The 18,098-nt window shown below is 65.1% G+C and carries 16 protein-coding genes and 2 pseudogenes; 9 read left to right on the top strand and 9 right to left on the bottom strand.

Annotation, left to right across the window (positions count from 1 at the left end):
* Positions 1-134: 134 nt before the first annotated feature.
* Positions 135-512, top strand: a pseudogene (locus HPC46_RS19430) (alcohol dehydrogenase); the annotation flags it as partial.
* Between the two features lie 202 nt (positions 513-714).
* On the opposite strand, the gene HPC46_RS19425 reads toward HPC46_RS19430, so the two are convergent.
* A complete protein-coding gene (locus tag HPC46_RS19425) occupies positions 715-1,686 on the bottom strand; it encodes an LLM class flavin-dependent oxidoreductase (protein ID WP_179472838.1) in 972 nt (323 codons plus the stop codon).
* Between the two features lie 173 nt (positions 1,687-1,859).
* Between HPC46_RS19425 and HPC46_RS19420 the strand changes: the two are divergent.
* Both HPC46_RS19420 and HPC46_RS19415 read left to right on the top strand, forming a co-directional pair.
* Positions 1,860-2,602, top strand: a pseudogene (locus tag HPC46_RS19420) (SDR family NAD(P)-dependent oxidoreductase).
* Positions 2,603-2,654: 52 nt separating this feature from the next.
* A complete protein-coding gene (locus HPC46_RS19415; RefSeq protein ID WP_179472836.1) occupies positions 2,655-3,200 on the top strand; it encodes a cysteine hydrolase family protein in 546 nt (181 codons plus the stop codon).
* A gap of 7 nt (positions 3,201-3,207) precedes the next feature.
* On the opposite strand, the gene HPC46_RS19410 is transcribed toward HPC46_RS19415, so the two are convergent.
* Positions 3,208-3,957, bottom strand: a complete 750-nt coding sequence (locus tag HPC46_RS19410; protein ID WP_325096703.1) for an enoyl-CoA hydratase-related protein — start codon at positions 3,955-3,957, stop codon at positions 3,208-3,210.
* A 373-nt stretch (positions 3,958-4,330) separates the two neighbouring features.
* On the opposite strand from HPC46_RS19410, the gene HPC46_RS19405 reads away from it, so the two are divergent.
* The 3 genes from HPC46_RS19405 to HPC46_RS19395 are packed head-to-tail and all read left to right on the top strand — an operon-like array spanning position 4,331 to position 5,735.
* Positions 4,331-4,645, top strand: a complete 315-nt coding sequence (locus HPC46_RS19405; RefSeq protein ID WP_179472832.1) for an ArsR/SmtB family transcription factor — start codon at positions 4,331-4,333, stop codon at positions 4,643-4,645.
* Positions 4,642-5,148, top strand: coding sequence for an SRPBCC family protein (locus HPC46_RS19400; protein ID WP_179472830.1), 507 nt, complete (start codon positions 4,642-4,644; stop codon positions 5,146-5,148). The genes HPC46_RS19405 and HPC46_RS19400 overlap by 4 nt, the downstream gene beginning before the upstream one ends.
* The gene (locus HPC46_RS19395; protein ID WP_179472828.1) at positions 5,142-5,735 is read left to right on the top strand and encodes a flavodoxin family protein; all 594 of its coding nucleotides are present in this window, start codon (positions 5,142-5,144) and stop codon (positions 5,733-5,735) included. Before HPC46_RS19400 ends, HPC46_RS19395 begins: the two co-directional genes overlap by 7 nt.
* On the opposite strand, the gene HPC46_RS19390 is transcribed toward HPC46_RS19395, so the two are convergent.
* From HPC46_RS19390 to HPC46_RS19375, 4 genes are all read right to left on the bottom strand, one after another.
* Positions 5,728-7,095: an FAD-containing oxidoreductase gene (locus HPC46_RS19390; RefSeq protein WP_179472826.1), complete on the bottom strand. Its 1,368-nt coding sequence runs from the start codon at positions 7,093-7,095 to the stop codon at positions 5,728-5,730. The genes HPC46_RS19395 and HPC46_RS19390 overlap by 8 nt on opposite strands.
* Positions 7,092-7,574 (bottom strand): DUF4126 family protein, encoded by a 483-nt coding sequence (locus tag HPC46_RS19385; RefSeq protein WP_179472824.1) that lies wholly within the window; start codon positions 7,572-7,574, stop codon positions 7,092-7,094. The genes HPC46_RS19390 and HPC46_RS19385 overlap by 4 nt, the downstream gene beginning before the upstream one ends.
* Positions 7,575-7,643: 69 nt before the next feature.
* Positions 7,644-8,498, bottom strand: coding sequence for an ATP phosphoribosyltransferase (hisG, locus tag HPC46_RS19380; RefSeq protein WP_179472822.1), 855 nt, complete (start codon positions 8,496-8,498; stop codon positions 7,644-7,646).
* 9 nt (positions 8,499-8,507) lie between these two features.
* Entirely contained in the window at positions 8,508-8,789 is a 282-nt protein-coding gene (locus HPC46_RS19375) for a phosphoribosyl-ATP diphosphatase (RefSeq protein WP_005144419.1), read from the bottom strand.
* Positions 8,790-8,972: 183 nt separating this feature from the next.
* On the opposite strand from HPC46_RS19375, the gene HPC46_RS19370 reads away from it, so the two are divergent.
* Positions 8,973-9,431 (top strand): hypothetical protein, encoded by a 459-nt coding sequence (locus HPC46_RS19370; RefSeq protein WP_325096702.1) that lies wholly within the window; start codon positions 8,973-8,975, stop codon positions 9,429-9,431.
* Here HPC46_RS19370 and HPC46_RS19365 read toward each other — a convergent pair whose 3' ends face one another.
* Entirely contained in the window at positions 9,432-10,889 is a 1,458-nt protein-coding gene (locus HPC46_RS19365) for a sugar porter family MFS transporter (protein WP_179472818.1), read from the bottom strand. It abuts the gene before it with no gap.
* A gap of 87 nt (positions 10,890-10,976) precedes the next feature.
* The gene (locus HPC46_RS19360) at positions 10,977-11,660 is read right to left on the bottom strand and encodes an HAD family hydrolase (protein WP_179472816.1); all 684 of its coding nucleotides are present in this window, start codon (positions 11,658-11,660) and stop codon (positions 10,977-10,979) included.
* A 79-nt stretch (positions 11,661-11,739) separates the two neighbouring features.
* On the opposite strand from HPC46_RS19360, the gene gnd reads away from it, so the two are divergent.
* Positions 11,740-12,762, top strand: a complete 1,023-nt coding sequence (gnd, locus tag HPC46_RS19355) for a phosphogluconate dehydrogenase (NAD(+)-dependent, decarboxylating) (RefSeq protein ID WP_179472814.1) — start codon at positions 11,740-11,742, stop codon at positions 12,760-12,762.
* Entirely contained in the window at positions 12,759-14,162 is a 1,404-nt protein-coding gene (gene zwf / locus HPC46_RS19350; protein WP_407665526.1) for a glucose-6-phosphate dehydrogenase, read from the top strand. Before gnd ends, zwf begins: the two co-directional genes overlap by 4 nt.
* Before the next feature lie 13 nt (positions 14,163-14,175).
* Here the strand turns inward: zwf and metH are convergent, their stop codons facing one another.
* The gene (metH, locus tag HPC46_RS19345) at positions 14,176-17,940 is read right to left on the bottom strand and encodes a methionine synthase (protein WP_179472810.1); all 3,765 of its coding nucleotides are present in this window, start codon (positions 17,938-17,940) and stop codon (positions 14,176-14,178) included.
* Between the last annotated feature and the right edge of the window lie 158 nt (positions 17,941-18,098).

Genomic DNA, 18,098 nt, shown 5'->3' with positions numbered 1-18,098 from the left:
CAGCAAATCCCGAGCCGATCAGAGCTCACCGACCGAACAGGAGGCCACCCCCGCGGCACTGACCGCCTGAACCATCACATCGAAGAATCACACGACGACGTCGTACACCACGCCCCTGGACTTGACCGCGCGGACTCACGGCCGGGGTCATGGCTGATCGAGTGATCATCACCATGGGAGTAGTGCACACCGACATCATCCCAATCGCACTGATGCTCACCCGCAAGGGCGGCACCTGCGTAGTGACCGGCATGACGCCGATAACGGAATTCTCGGTACCCATGTCGCTCGCCGAATTCGTCACATCACACAAGCAGCTCAAAGGTGTGTTGTACGGCGGACTGAACCCACGGGCGAGCATGCCAAAACTACTTTCGATGTATCAGTCGGGGTCGCTGATGCTCGACGAACTCGTGACGAAACGCTACCGGCTCGAGGACATAAACGACGCTATCGACGATCTGCGCAACAGCCGCAATATCCGCGGTGTGATCGAGTTTCCTGCGTCTTGATCGTCGCGTGCACGGTCAGGTCGACGGTGCGATCGACTCACGGATCGGCACACTGAGCGCCGCCGGGCTTCTCATCGCAGTCGTCACGAAGTGAGCGACGAGGCAGGCCATTTCATGCGCCTCGATCGAGCCGAAATAGTACAAGAACTGATCAGCACATACGCAGCGAATGACCTCCACGGGCGCGGTGAGAAGGACATTTTCATGCCGTGGCGGCTGACGAACACGCCGCGACTGCGCGCCGCAAGTACGGCCAGGCAATCTCAGGTGGCAAGCCGCCACACAATGGTGTGAGGTTCAGGATCTCGCCGTTGCGGATCCGCTCTGCGGCCTGTTCGCGCGTCAGGATCACATGGCTAGGGCTCGTGCGCAGTTCCTCGACCGTCGTCGCGGTGGAAATGTTTGCGGATGCCTCGTTGTCGGGATTCCACTCTGCGTACGCCATGGCGTCGTGCAGAAGATACTTGCCGATCTCTGCCCACGCCTCATCAACATCGTTTGCGACGAAGCAGACGGTGGCGGTTTGCCGATCGGGGCCCGAGAAGAATCCGGGTTGATGGCCGGCCGTACGACACGCTTCCTCGTAGGCGTCGCGCATCCCAGGCAGCACACCGTTCGCCAACATCCCAAGCCCGTACCTGCCGGCACGTCGCGCGGCAGCAAGGCTTGCGCCACCCCACATCATCGTGGGTCCTCCATCTCGATACGGCTGCGGCGTGACGGTCATTCGCCGACCGGCCCACTCCACGGTTTCGCCCGCCAACAGTCGTCGCAATACCTCGATCTTCTCGTCACACAACCGCCCACGGGCGGCGAGCTCCAGCCCGAAATGGGCGAATTCTTCAGCGCGATAGCCGATTCCGAAGACGTAGGTGGCACGCCCTTTGCTGACATGGTCGAGTACTGCCATGTCTTCTGCCAGCCGAGCCGGGTCGTAAAAAGGCAATATCACGGTGATGATAATCGGCACGGCGTGCGTCCGTGCTGCCAGCGCCGCACTGAGCACCAGCGGCGAAGGCAGGTAACCATCCTCGGCGCAATGATGCTCGCACACATACACACTGAGGCAACCGTGCGAATCTGACCACTCAGCCATCTCCATCGCGGCAGCGTAAAGTTCGGAGGCCGGCGCGCCGATGGAGGGCGCGCGCATGTCGAACCGCAGCGTGAACACGTGGTCTCCTCCTGTGTAGGATGGCGATTTTGATGCCTCTCAAAAACAACGAACTATCGTTCTCAACGAAACACTAGTGTGTTGCCGCGAGAGTGCGGCCGGTTTCGTCACTTCCATGCGGTGACGAGGACCAACTACGCCGGGCTGATGCCCGACAGAGTGAGGAGTTCTACGTGGGCACTAGGTTGGACGGCAAGGTCGCTCTCATCACCGGCGCAGCTCGCAGACAGGGACGTGCACATGCCGAGCGCATGGCCGACGCCGGCGCCGACATCATCGCCGTGGCCATCGCCCAGCCGATTGCGCCGTTCGTGCCCCACGCCCCAGCGAAGATTTCGACACTACAATTCGCTCAGTTAAGGCGAAGGGGCGCCGCATCATCGGCCGCACCGTCGACACTCGGGACTGTCAAGCACTTTCCGAAGCGGTCGCCGGTGAAGTCGACGAACTCGGGCGCCTCGACATTATCGTCGCCAACGCCGGAATCGCCGCGGTTCAGCCATGGAACGAGATCACCCCAGACAACTTCGGCGACACCATGGACATCAACGTGGCCAGCACGTGGAACACCGGCCTGAAGGCACAGCCGTTAATGGTGCACTACGTGACGAGCAAGCATGCGGTGAGCGGCATGGCGCGCGCCTTCGCCGCGGAACTCGGCGTTCACTCCATCAGGGTGAACAGCGTGCACCCTGGGCCGACGGCTACTGCCATGGCGTCGGGCGACATGACCGATGTCATCAATCGCACGCACGGGGCGCACCCCCATCTGACGGGTATGTTGTCAGGATTGCTGCCTGATTCGACGTGTCAGTCGCCCGACATCGCCGACGCCGTCCTGTGGCTCGCCGGCGATGAATCCCGATTCGTCACATCCGCCGCTGTCCCCGTCGACGCGGGCAACACCCAGTATTGACCGCCGACGGGCACAGTGTCCGCAGATCGGTGTGACCAAGAACGGAGCTCACATGGGTACGGCGTTGCTGCTCATGGATATTCAGCACGGTACGACGAGCCGGTACGGAGCGACGCCGGAGTACTTCGACCGGGTCGTGGCTGCACAAGCGAAGGCCGAAGACGCCAACATTCCGGTGATCCTTGTACGGGTCGGCTTTGATCCCGGCTATCCCGAAGTGTCGGACCGTAATAAGAGCTTCACTGCCGTGAAGAAGAGCGGAAACCTCGTGCTCGGCGAACCGTCGACGGAAGTCGAGCCCAGGCTGCTCCGGGGGAAGGGTGAGCTGGTGGTGACGAAGAAGCGCATCAGCGCGTTCGCCGGGAGCGATTTGCCGGAAGTGCTACGCGCCCGCGATGTTGACCATCTGGTGCTCGCCGGAATCGCCACTGGCGGGGTGGTGCTGTCGACCATCCGGCAGGCAGCCGATCTCGACTATCAGCTGACCGTGCTGAGCGATCTATGTCTGGACCTCGATGAAGAAGTCCATCGAGTCTTGATCGAGAAGGTGTTCCCGCGGCATGGCGATGTCGTGACGTCGGCAACATGGGCACCGTAGCCGCGACTTACGTACCGGACCAGCGCGGTGACCGTTTCTCGAAGAAGGCACCTACCCCTTCGACAAGGTCGTTTGAGGTGATCAGGCCGGCGTGAACCTCGTCCGAGAGTCGCCACAGATACGATTCGTCGCCCTTGGCCGCGTTCGCAACCTTGAGCGCGCCCTGAACCGCCAGCGGCGCATTCGCACAGATCTCCTCGGCCAGTGCGAGCGCGGCCTCTAGCACGCACCCAGGTTCAACGAGTCGGTTGACAAAGCCGAGACGTTCTGCGCGTTGCGCGTCGAGCGCCTTGGCCGTAAGCAACAATTCGCGACCAATGTTCGGTGGCAATGCGCGCATGATCCGGAATGCACCTCCGAAATCCGGCATCAGACCCCGCTTGACCTCAGGGAGGCCGAACTTCGCCGCCGTGCTGGCGACGACCAGGTCGCAGCTCAGGACGAGCTCGAGCCCACCACCCACCGCAAGCCCCTCAACCGCGGCGATGAGGGGCTTGCTGCGCTCGCGGGTGATCAAACCCGCTAAGCCACCGCGCGGGGTTGGTTCACCAACTCCCAGACCCAGATCGGCTCCTGCAGAGAAGATCTCTGGCCCGCCGTACAAGATCGCACACCATTGCCCAGGATCGTCTTCGTAAGCGTTGAACGCGCTGTCGAGCCCAGCAGTCACCGACGGATCGATCGCATTGCGTTTCGATTCCCTGCGGATGGTGATGACAGTGGTCTTGTTATGGATCTCAACGTCGACGTTATCCACCGCGTTCCTTCGTGTCCGTCGCAATTGCGAATCTGCAAGTGCTGCACCGGAAACATACGCCATACCGTGCAGCCGCGGGGCCACACGTGAGCGGACAAATACTTTGAGCTGAGCGAGTAGAGTCGATGTTCTTGAATATCGAAACAACGATTGCCAAGAGTGTCACAACGCGGTAGCCGGAGACTCGCGATCAGCAACCGACGCTCCCTGGCCCGTGACTAACACGGACAAGCATCATCGGACCCGCGGGACGGGAATGCGCGTCGCTGAACATCACCCGCCAGACGCCTACATTGAGGGCTTGATCCTCACAGAATCTACTCCACGCTAGTATTTGTTTGTGTCTATATAGATCAGGTGCAATACTGGCGAAATGGATGTTTTCGAGGCGATCGCCGAGCCGAATCGCCGGGTACTGCTGGACACACTGGCGACCGGCGATCGCACCGCCGGTGAACTCGTTGCGGCACTGCCGGATCTGACCCAGCCGTCGGTCTCACGGCACCTGCGCATCCTGCGTGAGGTCGGGCTCGTCGAGGTGCGCCCCGACGCCCAGCGCCGGATTTATGCGCTGCGCGCCGACGGTCTGGTCGCCATCGACAGCTGGATCGAGCGCTACCGCCAGTTCTGGACCGGCCACCTCGACGCCCTCGAGCGACACCTGAACAAGTCCAGGGAGGATTCATGACGAGCCGCGAGGGCCGGATCAGCGTCGAAAATGACCGCGCGATACTGACTTTCGAGCGCCGACTGCCGCACTCGGTCGACCGGGTGTGGGCTGCCATCACCGACCCGGCCGAACGCGGCCAGTGGATGGGCGACACCACCATCGATCCCCGCGAAGGCGGGACGATCGAGATGGTGCCCACCTCCCCGCCGATACCGGGCGACCAGAAACGGATGACCGGGCGGATCCTCGTGTGGGACCCACCTCACGTCTTCGAGCACGAATGGAGTCAGCGGATCGTCGAACCGGGCGTCGTGCGCTACGAGCTGCAGCCCGACGGCGACGGCACCCTGCTGAGGTTCAGCCACCGCGGCCTCGGGGTGCGTAGTGCCAACGGTTTTCGGCCGGGAACCCACGCCTACCTCGATCGTCTCGAAGCACATCTGTCCGGGGCCGAGATCCCCGACTGGCAACAGCGCTACCGCGAGGTGGCCGAGAGTGCATACGGAGGACAGCAATGGTGACACCGCAGATCGTGGTGGCCTATCACTCGGGCTTCGGCCACACCGCCGCCCTGGCCCACGCCGTGGCGCGCGGTGCCGAATCAACCGGTGCGACAGTGCGTCTGATCGCCGTCGATGCCGTCGGCGACGAGGATTGGGCCGAGCTCGACGCCGCTGACGCGATCATCTTCGGCTGCCCGACCTACATGGGCAACGTGTCCGCGGGCTTCCAGAGCTTCGCCGAACGCACCGGCAGGCGCTGCATGGAAGGCACCTGGCGCGACAAGGTCGCCGCCGGGTTCACCAACTCCGGTTCCAAGGCCGGCGACAAGCTGCAGACCCTCAGCGCGCTCACCATATTCGCCGCCCAGCATCATATGCACTGGGTCAACCTCGGCCTGCCGCCCGGGTGGAACACCAGCGGTGCAAGCGAATTCGAGCTCAACCGGCTCGGGTTCTGGCTGGGCGCGGGCGCGTCGACCGATGTCGACGCCGACGCTTCGGCGGTGCACGACGCGGACCTGCGCACCTGTGAACACCTCGGGGCGCGCGTCGCCACGGTCGCCGGGCAACTGCTTGCCGGGCGGGCATTTGCCACCTCTAGGTGAGCGGGGTCATCTCCTGCAGCATGGTCGGCACCAGTTCGCTGACCGTCGGGTGGATGTGCATGGTGCGCGAAATCGCGGTGTAGGGCTTCTTCGCGGACATGATGTCGAGGATGGAGTGGATCACCTCGTCACCGCCCACCCCGAGGATGGCTGCCCCGAGGATCTCCTCGGTGTCGGCGTCGACGACGACCTGCATGAAGCCTTGTGTCTCACCCTTTTCCACCGCCCGGCCGACCCTGGTCATCGGCCGCTTACCGACCAGCGCCCGCCGCCCGGAGGCGCGCACCTGAGCGACCGTCATCCCGGCCCGGCCCAGCGGTGGGTCGATGTAGAGGGCGTAGGTGGGCACCCGATCACTGACCCGGCGCGGGTCGTTGTCGAACAGATTGGCCGCCACGATCTCGTAGTCGTTCCAGGAGGTGTGGGTGAACGCGCCCTTGCCGTTGCAATCCCCCATCGCCCAGATGTGCTCGGCGCTGGTGCGCAGCTGATCGTCGACGACGATGTAGCCCCGGCCGTCGACCTCGACACCGGCCAGCTCCAGGCCCAGGTCGTCGGTGTTGGGCCGGCGGCCCACCGCCACCAGCAGGTGCGAGCCGGCTATAGGTTGCGCACCGGCGGACGGAATGACCTCGAAGCCGTTGTCCCGCTTGGTGAATCGCAGCCCATCGGCGCCGGTGATGACGGTGATGCCCTCTCCCGCGAGGATCTCCTCGATGGCCGCCGAGACATCCTCGTCCTCGCGTGGAGTCAGCCGCGGGCCGCGTTCGAGCACGGTGACCCGGGCACCGAACCGGCGATACATCTGGGCGAACTCCAGCCCGATGTAGCTACCGCCGATGATCACCAAGTGCTCGGGAACCGTGTCGAGCTCGAGAATGCCGACATTGGTCAGGTAGTCGATCTCGGACAGGCCGGGCAGGTCGGGCACCACCGCGCGGCCGCCGACATTGAGGAAGATCCGGTCGGCGGTCAAGACTTCGTCGCCGACGCGGATGGTGTGCGGATCCTCGAAGCGGGCGTGGCCACGGATCAGCGTTGCGCCGGGCATGCCCTCGATCCACGACTCGACTCCGCTGCGGTCGCCGGACACGATTCCGTCCTTGCGCGCCTTGACCTTTGCCATGTCGATGGACACCTCGCCGGTCAACACCCCGTAGTCGGCGCCGCGACGCGCGGCGTGGGCGGTGTGCGCGCTGGCCACCAGAGTCTTGGTCGGGATGCAGCCGGAGTTGACGCACGTTCCGCCGACGAGTTTGCGTTCGATCACCGCGACGGTCTGGCCCGCGTCGGTCAACCGCCCGGCCAACGGCGGTCCGGCCTGCCCGGCGCCGACGACGATCGCGTCGAGGTGTGTCACAGGACGCTGGTCAGATAGACGACGAGGAAGCCGCCGCCCACCGCGATCACGTCTTCGACCAGCGCGACGGGCAGATCACGGCCACCGTTGGCCTTGACCAGCCGCGACCGCGCCTCATAGCCGCCGAGGGTTCCCAGCACCGCGCCGATGACGCCGGCGCCGAGACCGCCGAGCGTGTAGCCCCACGCGGTTCCGATGGCCGCGCCGGCGAAGCCGCCGGTGATGAGGCGGGTGGCGAACTGCGCCGTCGTCTTGCGGCTCGGCGTCTTCGGCAGCTGGTCGGTGACCAACTCGACGACCAGCAGGATGGTCAGGACCGTCACGGTGATCCAGTTCCCCAGCCACGACACCCAGGTGTCGGACAGGTTGAGCCAGCCGAGGAATGCTCCCCACGCCACCACCGCGGGGGGTGTCAGAGCGCGCAGACCGGCAACCACACCGATCAGCAGAGCCAACAACAAAACGAGAACGTGTGTCATGGCGGTCCTTTAGGCCGGCGGCAACTAAAGGGACGCTAACATGCACCTGCGCCGTGCACCGGGCCAAGCTCAGAAGCGGCAGAACCTGATGTCGGAAGCCAGAATCGCCTTGGCCCCGATGGCCGCGAGCTCGTCCATGATCGCGTTGACCGCACGCCGCGGCACCAGTGCCCGCACCGCCACCCAGTCCGGGTCGGCCAGCGGCGCGATGGTCGGCGACTCCAGGCCGGGAGTGATCGCGGTGGCGCGGTCGAGCACCGAACGCGGGCAGTCGTAGTCGAGCATCAGGTACTGCTGACCGAAGACCACACCCTGCACGCGCGCCGCCAGCTGGTCGCGCGCGGCCCGGTTCTCGTCGTCGCCGTTGCCGGCCCGCTCGATCAATACCGCTTCCGAATCACACAGCGACTCACCGAAAGCCACCAGGTCGTGCAGTCGCAGGGTCCGTCCGGAACCCACCACGTCGGCGATCGCGTCGGCCACACCGAGCTGCACCGAGATCTCCACGGCACCGTCGAGCCGGATGACAGTCGCCTCGATTCCTCTGCTCGCCAAGTCTTTCCGGACCAGGTTCGGGTAGGCGGTGGCGATCCGCTTGCCGGCCAGGTCCGCGACCGTCCAGTCGCGTCCGGCCGGCGCGGCGTAACGGAACGTGGAGGATCCGAAGCCGAGCGCCAGCCGTTCGTCCACCGGGGCGTCGGATTCGGCGGCCAGGTCCCGGCCGGTGATGCCGAAGTCGAGCTGACCGGAGCCGACGTAGATCGCGATGTCCTTGGGTCGCAGGAAGAAGAATTCGACGCCGTTGGCCGGGTCGATGACGGTGAGGTCCTTCGGGTCGGTGCGCCGTCGGTAGCCGGCCTCCGACAGGATCTCGGCGGCGGACTCGGACAGTGCCCCCTTGTTGGGGACGGCAACGCGCAACATGTCAGCCACCTAGAGCTTGGAGTAGATGTCGTCGAGGGTCAGGCCGCGGGCGAGCATCAGCACCTGGGCCCAATAGAACAGCTGGCTGATCTCTTCGGCCAGCGCCTCGTCGGACTCGTGTTCGGCGGCCAGCCACACTTCGCCGGCCTCTTCGAGGATCTTCTTGCCGAGGGTGTGCACGCCGGCATCGAGCGCGGCGACGGTGGCGCTGCCCTCGGGGCGGGTGCGGGCACGCTCCCCCAGTTCAGCGAACAGTTCCTCGAAGGTCTTCACGGCCTGCGATTGTTCCATGCGGGCCGATGCGCCGTCACGGCGGTTTCCGCTCGGCTACTAGGCTGGCGTCTCGTGCGAGCATCCCGGACATCGACGGTCGTGACCGCGGCTGCCGTCGCGCTGACCGCCTGCTCGAACCCGATCGTCATCACCAACGACACTCCCCAGCAAACGGAATCGGCTACGGCTACCATAACTTCAGTGCGGCCCAGCAATGACAAATTGGTCAATGCTTTCGACTATTACCTCAGGATCGACGACATCCGCTCGGGCTACTACTTCACCAGCCCGAGCGGTAGCTGGCGCTGCGTGATCGTCCCCCGCACCTGGGCCGGCTGCCAGTCGAGCAGCGGAACCGGACGCATCGGCGTGACGGGTGCCCCGCAGACCGTGACCGATGACACCGGGCACACCGTCGTCCCCAATTCGATCGTGGTGCGCACCCAGGGTGACCCGCAGTTCGCCGCGGTGCCGGCCGATCAGGTCAAGCAGCCGACAGGAACGGCGAAGACCTTGCCGTTCAACAAGATCCTCGCGGCCGCAGGTTTCCGGTGCAATGCCCAGCAGGAGACCGGCATCTCCTGCCTGAGTGAGGAGACGGGCAAGGGCTTCACGTTCTCGAACACCGGGGTGAACTGGCAGTACACCGACGTCCCGTGATCAGGCGGGCTTGTCCTCGTGCAGAAGCTCGGCGTGCATGTCCTCCAGCGAGACGCCCTTGGTCTCCATGACCCACTTCCACACGAAGACGCCGGACAGCACGGCGCACAGTCCGTAAAAGCCGTAGGCAAGCCCCAGGTGCTCGCGCAGGCCCGGGAACGTGACGGTGATCAGCCAGTTCGCGGCCCACTGCCCGGCCGCGGCCAGACCCAGCGCGGCGGCGCGGATGCGGTTGGGGAACATCTCACCGAGCAGGACCCACACCACCGGACCCCAGGACATGCCGAACGCCACCACGAACAGGTTGGCGGCGATCAGCGCGATCACCCCGGACGCACCGGGAAGGTTGGGCTTGCCGTCGACCAGGGTGGCGTTGGCGAAGATGACCGCCATGGTGATCAGGGTGACCGCCATGCCGGACGAACCGATCAGCAGCAGCGGCTTACGGCCGATCTTGTCGATCAGGGCGATCGCGATCAGTGTCGTCGCCACGTTCACCACGGACGTGATCACGGTGTAGACAGCCGACTGGTCGGCATCGAATCCGACGGCCTGCCAGAGCACATTGGAGTAGTAGAAGATCACGTTGATGCCGACGAACTGCTGGAAGATCGACAGTCCCAGACCCACCCACACGATGCCGTAGAGACCGCCGGTCGGCGTGCGCAGATCCCGCCACGACGGCTTGTCCTCACGTTCCAGCGTCTGCTGGATCCGGCTGATGGTGATCTCCAGGTTCTTCTCCCCGAGCAGCATGGTCAGCACGCGACGGGCTTCGGGAATCTTGTGGCTGGCCACCAGATACCGGGGCGATTCCGGAATGGTGAACGCAAGCGCCCCGTACAGGACCGCGGGAGCCGCCATCGCCAGGAACATCCAGCGCCAGGCGTCGAGTCCCAGCCACAGTTCCTTGTTGGGGCCACCGGCTGCGTGCTGCAGAAGCCAGTTGATGGCAAAGGACAGGAAGATGCCGGACACGATGGCCAGCTGCTGCAGAGATCCCAACCGGCCCCGGATGCGTGGCGGCGACGTCTCGGCGATGTAGGCCGGCGCAATCACCGAGGCGATACCGACGCCGATGCCGCCGACGATCCGGAAGATGACGACCGTGGTGACATTGGGCGCCAACCCCGTGCCGATCGCGCTGACGAGGAAGAACACCGCGGCGATCTTCATGACCGAGATGCGGCCGATCCGGTCGGCGATCCGCCCAGCCGACATCGCACCGGCCGCGGCACCCAGCAACGCCGACGCGACGGCGAAACCGAGCTCGGCGTTACCGATGCCGAAGTCTTCCTGGATCGAATCGACTGCGCCGTTGATGACCGCGCTGTCATATCCGAAGAGCAAGCCGCCGAGCGCCGCCACCGAGGCGATCCGGACAGCCGTGCCGCCCGAATTGAACTCCGCGTCCTCGAGTCCGGTGGGTGAGTCGCTGGTAGGGCCTTGGCCGGCCATGAGGCGTCCTTTCCGCAGCACTGCGAAACCTGTTGGCAACTACGATCGCACAGTCAGCGATGCGACAGGGCGATATCGGCCAGCAGTTCAGGCCGAGCGTCCGTCGAGCTCGAGCTGCAGGTCGGCGTAGATCTGCCGCAGCTGGGGAATACCCAGTGCGGCCAGTGACGAAGCGCGGTGCCGGCGATGCGTGACGGGCACCTCGACCTCGTTGGGCACCACCAGCACTGGGCACCCGGCCGCTTCGGCGGCCGCGGTGCCGGTAACCGAATCCTCGATCGCCAGACAATCCCCCGCGTCGAGGCCGAGCAGTTCGGCGGCGCGCAGGTAGATGTCTGGAGCGGGTTTGCCCTCGGGCACCTCGTCACCGCATACCGTCACCGAAAAGTAGTGCCTGCCAATGCTATTGAGCGCATTCTCGGTCAATTCGCGGCGGGTGTTGGTCACCAGCGCCATCGGCACGTCGGCGGCCAACAGGGCATCGAGTAGTTCCCGTGCGCCCGGGCACCACGGCAGCCCGGTGGTGAACAGTTCCCCGACGTAGTCGTGCATCCAGTCGGCGACCTCGGCCATGTGCCCGGGATCGGGGTCCAGACCCAGATCGTCGAACACGATGCGGATCACACCGTCGGCCGAGCCGCCCACCGTCGCATCGCGGACCTCGGGCGCCAGCACCCGGCCACGACGGGTGTAGAGCTCATTGATCGCGACATCCCATAGCTTTTCAGAGTCGACGAGGGTGCCGTCCATATCCCACAAGACCGCTCGCACGCCCACGATTGTGCCATGCAGCCGGCCATGACTTCGAATCCACGCGAGCCCGAGCAAACAGGTCACTAGGGTGGCGACTATGCAACTCGGAATGGTCGGCTTGGGCCGAATGGGGGCGAACCTGGTTCGACGGCTGATGCGGGACGGACATCGTTGCGTGGTCTACGACGTCAACCCCGCGGCGGTCAGCGACCTCGAGGCCGACGGTGCGACCGGCGCTGCCGGCCTCGAAGACTTCGTGGCCAAACTGGACGTCCCGCGCGCCATCTGGCTGATGTTGCCCGCCGCGATCGTCGAGGAGACCCTCGATGCGCTCGTCCCGCTGCTCGCACCCGGGGACACCGTGATCGACGGCGGCAATTCGTACTACCGCGACGACATCACCCGGGCGCAGAAGCTCGCCGAGAAGGGATTGCACTACGTCGATTGCGGTACCAGTGGCGGCGTGTGGGGCCTGGACCGCGGCTACTGCCTGATGATCGGCGGGGAGTACGACGTGGTGGCTCGCCTCGATCCGATCTTCAAGACCATCGCCCCCGGGGTCGGCACCGCCGAACCCACCCCGAGCCGCCCGGCCGACGCCGTCGGCACCGCACCCGAGGGCTACCTGCACTGTGGTCCCAACGGCGCCGGGCACTTCGTGAAGATGGTGCACAACGGTGTCGAGTACGGGATGATGGCCGCCATCGCCGAAGGCTTGAGCATCATCAAGCACGCCAACGCCGGACAATCGGACCGCGCCAACAAAGAAGTCGACGCCGAAACCACTCCCCTGCGCGATCCGTGGGCTTACCAGTACGACATCAACGTCGGCGAGGTCGCCGAGGTCTGGCGCCGCGGATCGGTGGTGGGCTCCTGGCTGGTGGACCTCATCGCCGACGCCTTCGCCGCCTCGCCCGACCTCGACCAGTTCTCCGGGCGGGTGTCCGATTCCGGCGAAGGGCGATGGACAGTGCTGGCGGCCGTCGATGAGGGCATCCCCGCTCCCGTCATCACCACCGCGCTCTACGAGCGGTTCCAGTCACGGCAGCTCGGCGAGTTCACCGACCAGATCTGCTCGGCGATGCGCAGCGAGTTCGGCGGCCACGCGGAGAAGAAGTGAAGCCGGTGAGCGTTCAAAAACCTTCTCCCGCTGATGTTCTGGTGATCTTCGGCATCACCGGTGATCTGGCCAAGAAGATGACCTTCCGGTCGCTGTACCGCCTGGAGCGCCGCAAGCTGCTCGACTGCCCGATCGTCGGTGTGGCGATCGACGATTGGTCCGTCGACACCCTCCGCGAGCATGCCCGGGCCGCCATCGAGGGCACCGGTGAGCCGGTGGACGACGCCGTCTTCGCCCGATTCGCCGCCCGGCTGTCAATGGTGTCCGGCGATTTCGCCGACTCGGCGACCTACGACAAGGTGGCGGCAGCGATCAGCGGACGGGCGCATCCGGTGTTCTATCTGGAGATTCCGCCGTCGTTGTTCGGCCGCGTCGTGGATGGCCTGGCCGGCGCAGGCCTGACCGAGAACGCCCGGGTCGTGGTGGAAAAGCCGTTCGGACACGATCTTTCGTCGGCCAAGGCGCTCAACGATCAATTGAGTGCGCACCTGCAGGAGTGGCAGATCTACCGCATCGACCACTTCCTGGGCAAGGAACCGGCGATGGACATCCGCTACATCCGGTTCTCCAACTCGATCATCGAGCCGCTGTGGAATCGCGACCGGATCGAGGCTGTGCAGATCACGATGGCCGAGAACTTCGGCGTCGAGGACCGCGGCCACTTCTACGACCCGGTCGGGGCGCTGCGCGACGTCGTGCAGAACCATCTGCTGCAGTTGATCGGACTCATCGCCTCCGAACCGTCCAGCGGCGGGCCGGATGGTTTTCGGGACAAGCGGGTCGAACTGTTCAAGAGCATCCGTCCCGTCGACCCCAAGCACTACGTACGCGGCCAGTACGCCGGCTATCTGGATATCGACGGTGTCGCGCCCGGTTCGCAGACCGAAACCTTCACGGCGCTGAAGTTGCACATCGACAACTGGCGCTGGTCGGGTGTGCCGTTCTTCATCCGGGCGGGCAAGGCTCTTCCGGTGCGGGCCACCGAGATTCGGGTGATCTTCAAGCGTCCGCCGGCGTTGCCGTTCCTGCCGAAGATCGGCGAACAGAACGAGTTCATCTTCCGGATCGACCCCAACCCCGGCGTGGATTTCGTGCTGCAGGCCAAGGAATCCGGCGCCGACAAGACCCGGGCCGTCAACCTCTGCCTGGTGTTCAGCGACGAAATGGCCGAAGCGCCAGAACCTTACGAGCGCCTGCTCGGGGACGCCATGCGCGGCGACGCCAGCCAGTTCATCAGGGAGGACGGTGTCGAGGAGACCTGGCGGATCGTGCAGCCGCTGATCGAGGCACCGCCACCGGTCGAGGTGTACCAGCCGGGCTCGTGGGGACCCTCGGGCGCCAACGCGCTGGTGGCCGGATACCCGAGCTGGCGTCAGCCCTGGCTGCCAGCGCATCCGTGACCCGGCGGGCCCGTCAGTCCTCCGGGTTGTAGCCCAGGTTGGGAGCCAGCCAGCGCTCAGCCTCCTGCAGCGTCCAGCCCTTGCGCCTGGCGTAGTCGGCAACCTGATCCTGGGCCAGCCGGCCGACCACGAAGTACTGCGACTGCGGGTGCGAGAAGTACCAGCCGCTGACGGCGGCACCGGGCCACATCGCCATCGACTCGGTCAGCACGATACCGGTCCGCTCCTTGACGTCCATCAACGTCCAGAGCGTCGCCTTCTCGGTATGCTCCGGGCACGCCGGATAGCCTGGGGCCGGCCGGATTCCGACGTACTTCTCACCGATGAGGGCATCGTTGTCCAGCTGCTCGTCGGGCTGATATCCCCAGAACTCCTTGCGGACCCGTTGGTGCATCCGCTCGGCGAACGCCTCGGCGAGCCGATCAGCCAGTGACTCGAGCAAAATCGCGCTGTAGTCGTCGTGATCGGTCTTGAACTCGGCGATCTTCTCACCACTACCCAGCCCCGCGGTGACCGCGAACGCACCGACGTAGTCGGCCAGACCGGTGTCTTTCGGCGCGACGAAATCGCCGAGCGACCGGTTGGGGATGCCGTCGCGGTGCTCGCCCTGCTGACGCAGGTTGCGCAAGGTGGTGAGCACCTTGGTGCGGCTCTCGTCGGTGTAGACCTCGACATCGTCGCCGACGGCGTTGGCCGGGAAGAACCCGATCACCCCGTTGGCCGTCAGCCACTTCTCTTTGATGAGAGTGTCGAGCATCTCCTGGGCGTCGTCATACAGCTTGCGGGCGGCCTCGCCCGATGCGGGATTGTTGAGGATGTCGGGGAAGCGGCCCTTCATTTCCCAGGCGTTGAAAAACGGCTGCCAGTCGATGAATTCGCGTAGCTCGGCGAGGTCGTAGTCGCGAAACTCGCGCACGCCGAGGCCCTGCGCGGGCACCGGCGGTACGTAGCCGTCCCACTCGATCGGCGTCCGGTTGGCGCGGGCCTTCTCCAGTGTCAGCATCGGCCGCTCGTTCTTCTGGGCGTGCCGTTCCCGCAGGGATGCGTAGTCCTTCTCGGTGGCCTCGAGCAGGGCGGGCCGCTGCTTGTCGTCGAGCAGCGCGGCAGCCACCGGCACCGAGCGGGACGCATCCTTGACCCAGACCACCGGGCCGCTGCGTCGCGGCGAGATCTTCACGGCCGTGTGAGCGCGCGAGGTCGTCGCGCCACCGATCAGCAACGGGATCTCCAGCCCCTGACGCTCCATCTCGACCGCGAAGTTGGACATCTCGTCCAGCGACGGGGTGATCAGCCCGGACAGCCCGATGATGTCGGCGTCGTGCTCCTTGGCCGCGTCGAGGATCTTCTGGGCGGGCACCATCACACCGAGGTCGATCACTTCGAAGTTGTTGCACTGCAGCACAACTCCGACGATGTTCTTACCGATGTCGTGGACGTCGCCCTTCACCGTCGCCATGATGATCGTGCCGTTGGTGTCCTTGGAGCCGGCGGTGCCGTTCTCTTCCTTCTCGGCCTCGATGAACGGCAGCAGGTAGGCCACCGCCTTCTTCATCACCCGCGCCGATTTCACGACCTGGGGCAGGAACATCTTGCCGGAGCCGAAGAGGTCGCCGACGACGTTCATACCGTCCATCAGCGGGCCCTCGATCACCTCGATGGGGCGCCCGCCTGCCGCGGCGATCTCGGATCGCAATTCCTCGGTATCGGCGTCGACGTGCGCATCGATGCCTTTGACCAGGGCGTGTGTGATCCGCTCCCGGACCGGCAACGATCGCCACTCCGCAACCTGTGAGTCTTCGGGTCCGTCCGACTTGTTGAACCGTTCCGCGATCTCCAGCAGCCGCTCGGCCGCGTCCTCGCGTCGGTTCAGGACGACGTCCTCGATGCGGTCGCGCAACTCGGGGTCGATCGAGTCGTAGGGCACCAGCGCGCCGGCGTTGACGATGCCCATGTCCAGGCCGGCCTTGATGGCGTGGAACAGGAACACCGCGTGGATCGCCTCGCGAACGGGGTTGTTGCCCCGGAACGAGAACGACACGTTGGAGATACCGCCGGAGATGTGCACTCCCGGCAGGTTGGCCTTGATCCAGGCGCAGGCCTCGATGAAGTCGATGCCGTAGGTCGCATGCTCCTCGATACCGGTCGCCAGCGCGAAGCAGTTCGGGTCGAAGATGATGTCCTCGGCCGGAAAGCCGACCTGTTCGGTCAAGATCCGGTACGCACGCCCGCAGATCTCTTTGCGGCGCTCCAGGTTGTCGGCCTGCCCCTGCTCGTCGAAGGCCATCACGACGACCGCGGCGCCGAACTTGCGGCACAGCCGCGCCTCGCGGATGAACTTCTCCTCGCCCTCCTTCATGGAGATCGAGTTGACGATCGGCTTGCCTTGGACGTTCTTCAGGCCGGCCTCGATGACTTCCCATTTGGAGGAGTCGATCATCACCGGCACGCGGCTGATATCCGGCTCGGCCGCGATCAGCTTGGTGAATCGGTCCATCGCGGCGACGCCGTCGATCATGCCCTCGTCCATGTTGATGTCGATGACCTGCGCACCGACCTCGACCTGCTGCAGGGCTACCGACAACGCGGTGTCGTAATCCTGCGCCTTGATCAGGTTGCGGAAGCGGGCGGAGCCGGTGATGTTGGTGCGCTCACCGATGTTCACGAACAGGGAGTCCGCGGTGATGTTGAGCGGCTCCAGGCCCGAAAGTCGGGTGGCGACCTCGATCTGCGGGACCTCGCGCGGCGGCTTGCCCTCGACGACCTTGGCGATCTCGGCGATGTGTGCCGGCGTCGTTCCGCAGCATCCGCCGACCATGTTGACCAGACCGGCCTCGACGAAGTCGGCGACGTAGCCGGCCTGACGCTTCGGGGACTCGTCGTACTCGCCGAAGGCGTTGGGCAGACCGGCGTTCGGATAGCAGGACACGAAGATGTCCGCGATCCGGGACATCTCGGCGAGGTAGGGCCGCATCTCCGGCGCGCCCAGGGCACAGTTGAGACCCACTGCGATGGGCTTGGCGTGCCGGATCGAATTCCAGAACGCTTCGGTGACCTGACCGGACAACGTCCGCCCGGACGCGTCGGTGATGGTGCCCGAGATGATCACCGGCCAACGACGGCCTCGCTCCTCGAACAGTGTCTCGATGGCGAATATCGCGGCCTTGGCATTCAGCGTGTCGAAGATCGTCTCGACGATGAGGAGGTCGGCACCCCCGTCGACCAGGCCCTTGGCCGCGGTGAGGTAGGCGGCGACCAGCTGGTCGTAGGAGACATTGCGAGCACCGGGGTCGTTGACATCCGGCGAGATCGACGCGGTGCGCGTCGTCGGCCCCAGGGCACCGGCGACGTAGCGAGGCTTCTCCGGGGTGCTGAACTCGTCGCAAGCCGTGCGGGCCAGGGCGGCGCCCGCAAAGTTCAGCTCGTAACTGAACTCCTCCATGCCGTAGTCGGAGAGCGAGACCGCATTCGCATTGAACGTGTTGGTCTCGAGGATGTCGGCGCCCGCCTCGAGGTATTCGCGGTGGATGCCGGAGATGATGTGTGGCTGGGTGAGGGTGAGCAGGTCGTTGTTGCCGACGAGATCGCTCGGCCAGTCCCGGAACCGCTCACCGCGGTAGCCGGCCTCGTCGGGCCGGTCCCGCTGGATCGCGGTGCCCATGGCACCGTCGATGACCATGATCCGCCGGCCCAGTACTGCCGTCAGTGCGTCGGTGCAGTCAGGGCGGATGTTCGGCACGAATGTGTTCAACTCTGGGGAGCTCACGTACGTTCCTTCCATGACGGAAGGCGTCCTTAACTCTGCCGAGCGTGGCGGATTCCAGCAGGCCCAAGGCCCCCGGATAACCGTTGCAACGCCTCTCGACCGTGACAGTCTACGTGGTCAGCCGATCGACGTCTGGATGCCCGACCCGTCGCCTTAACCACGACGGTTAACGA

This window comes from Mycolicibacterium vinylchloridicum (assembly GCF_013404075.1).
Lineage (GTDB): Bacteria > Actinomycetota > Actinomycetes > Mycobacteriales > Mycobacteriaceae > Mycobacterium > Mycobacterium vinylchloridicum.
The sequence above is the reverse complement of the archived record's forward strand: the minus strand, read 5'-3'. Positions and strand labels throughout refer to the sequence as shown.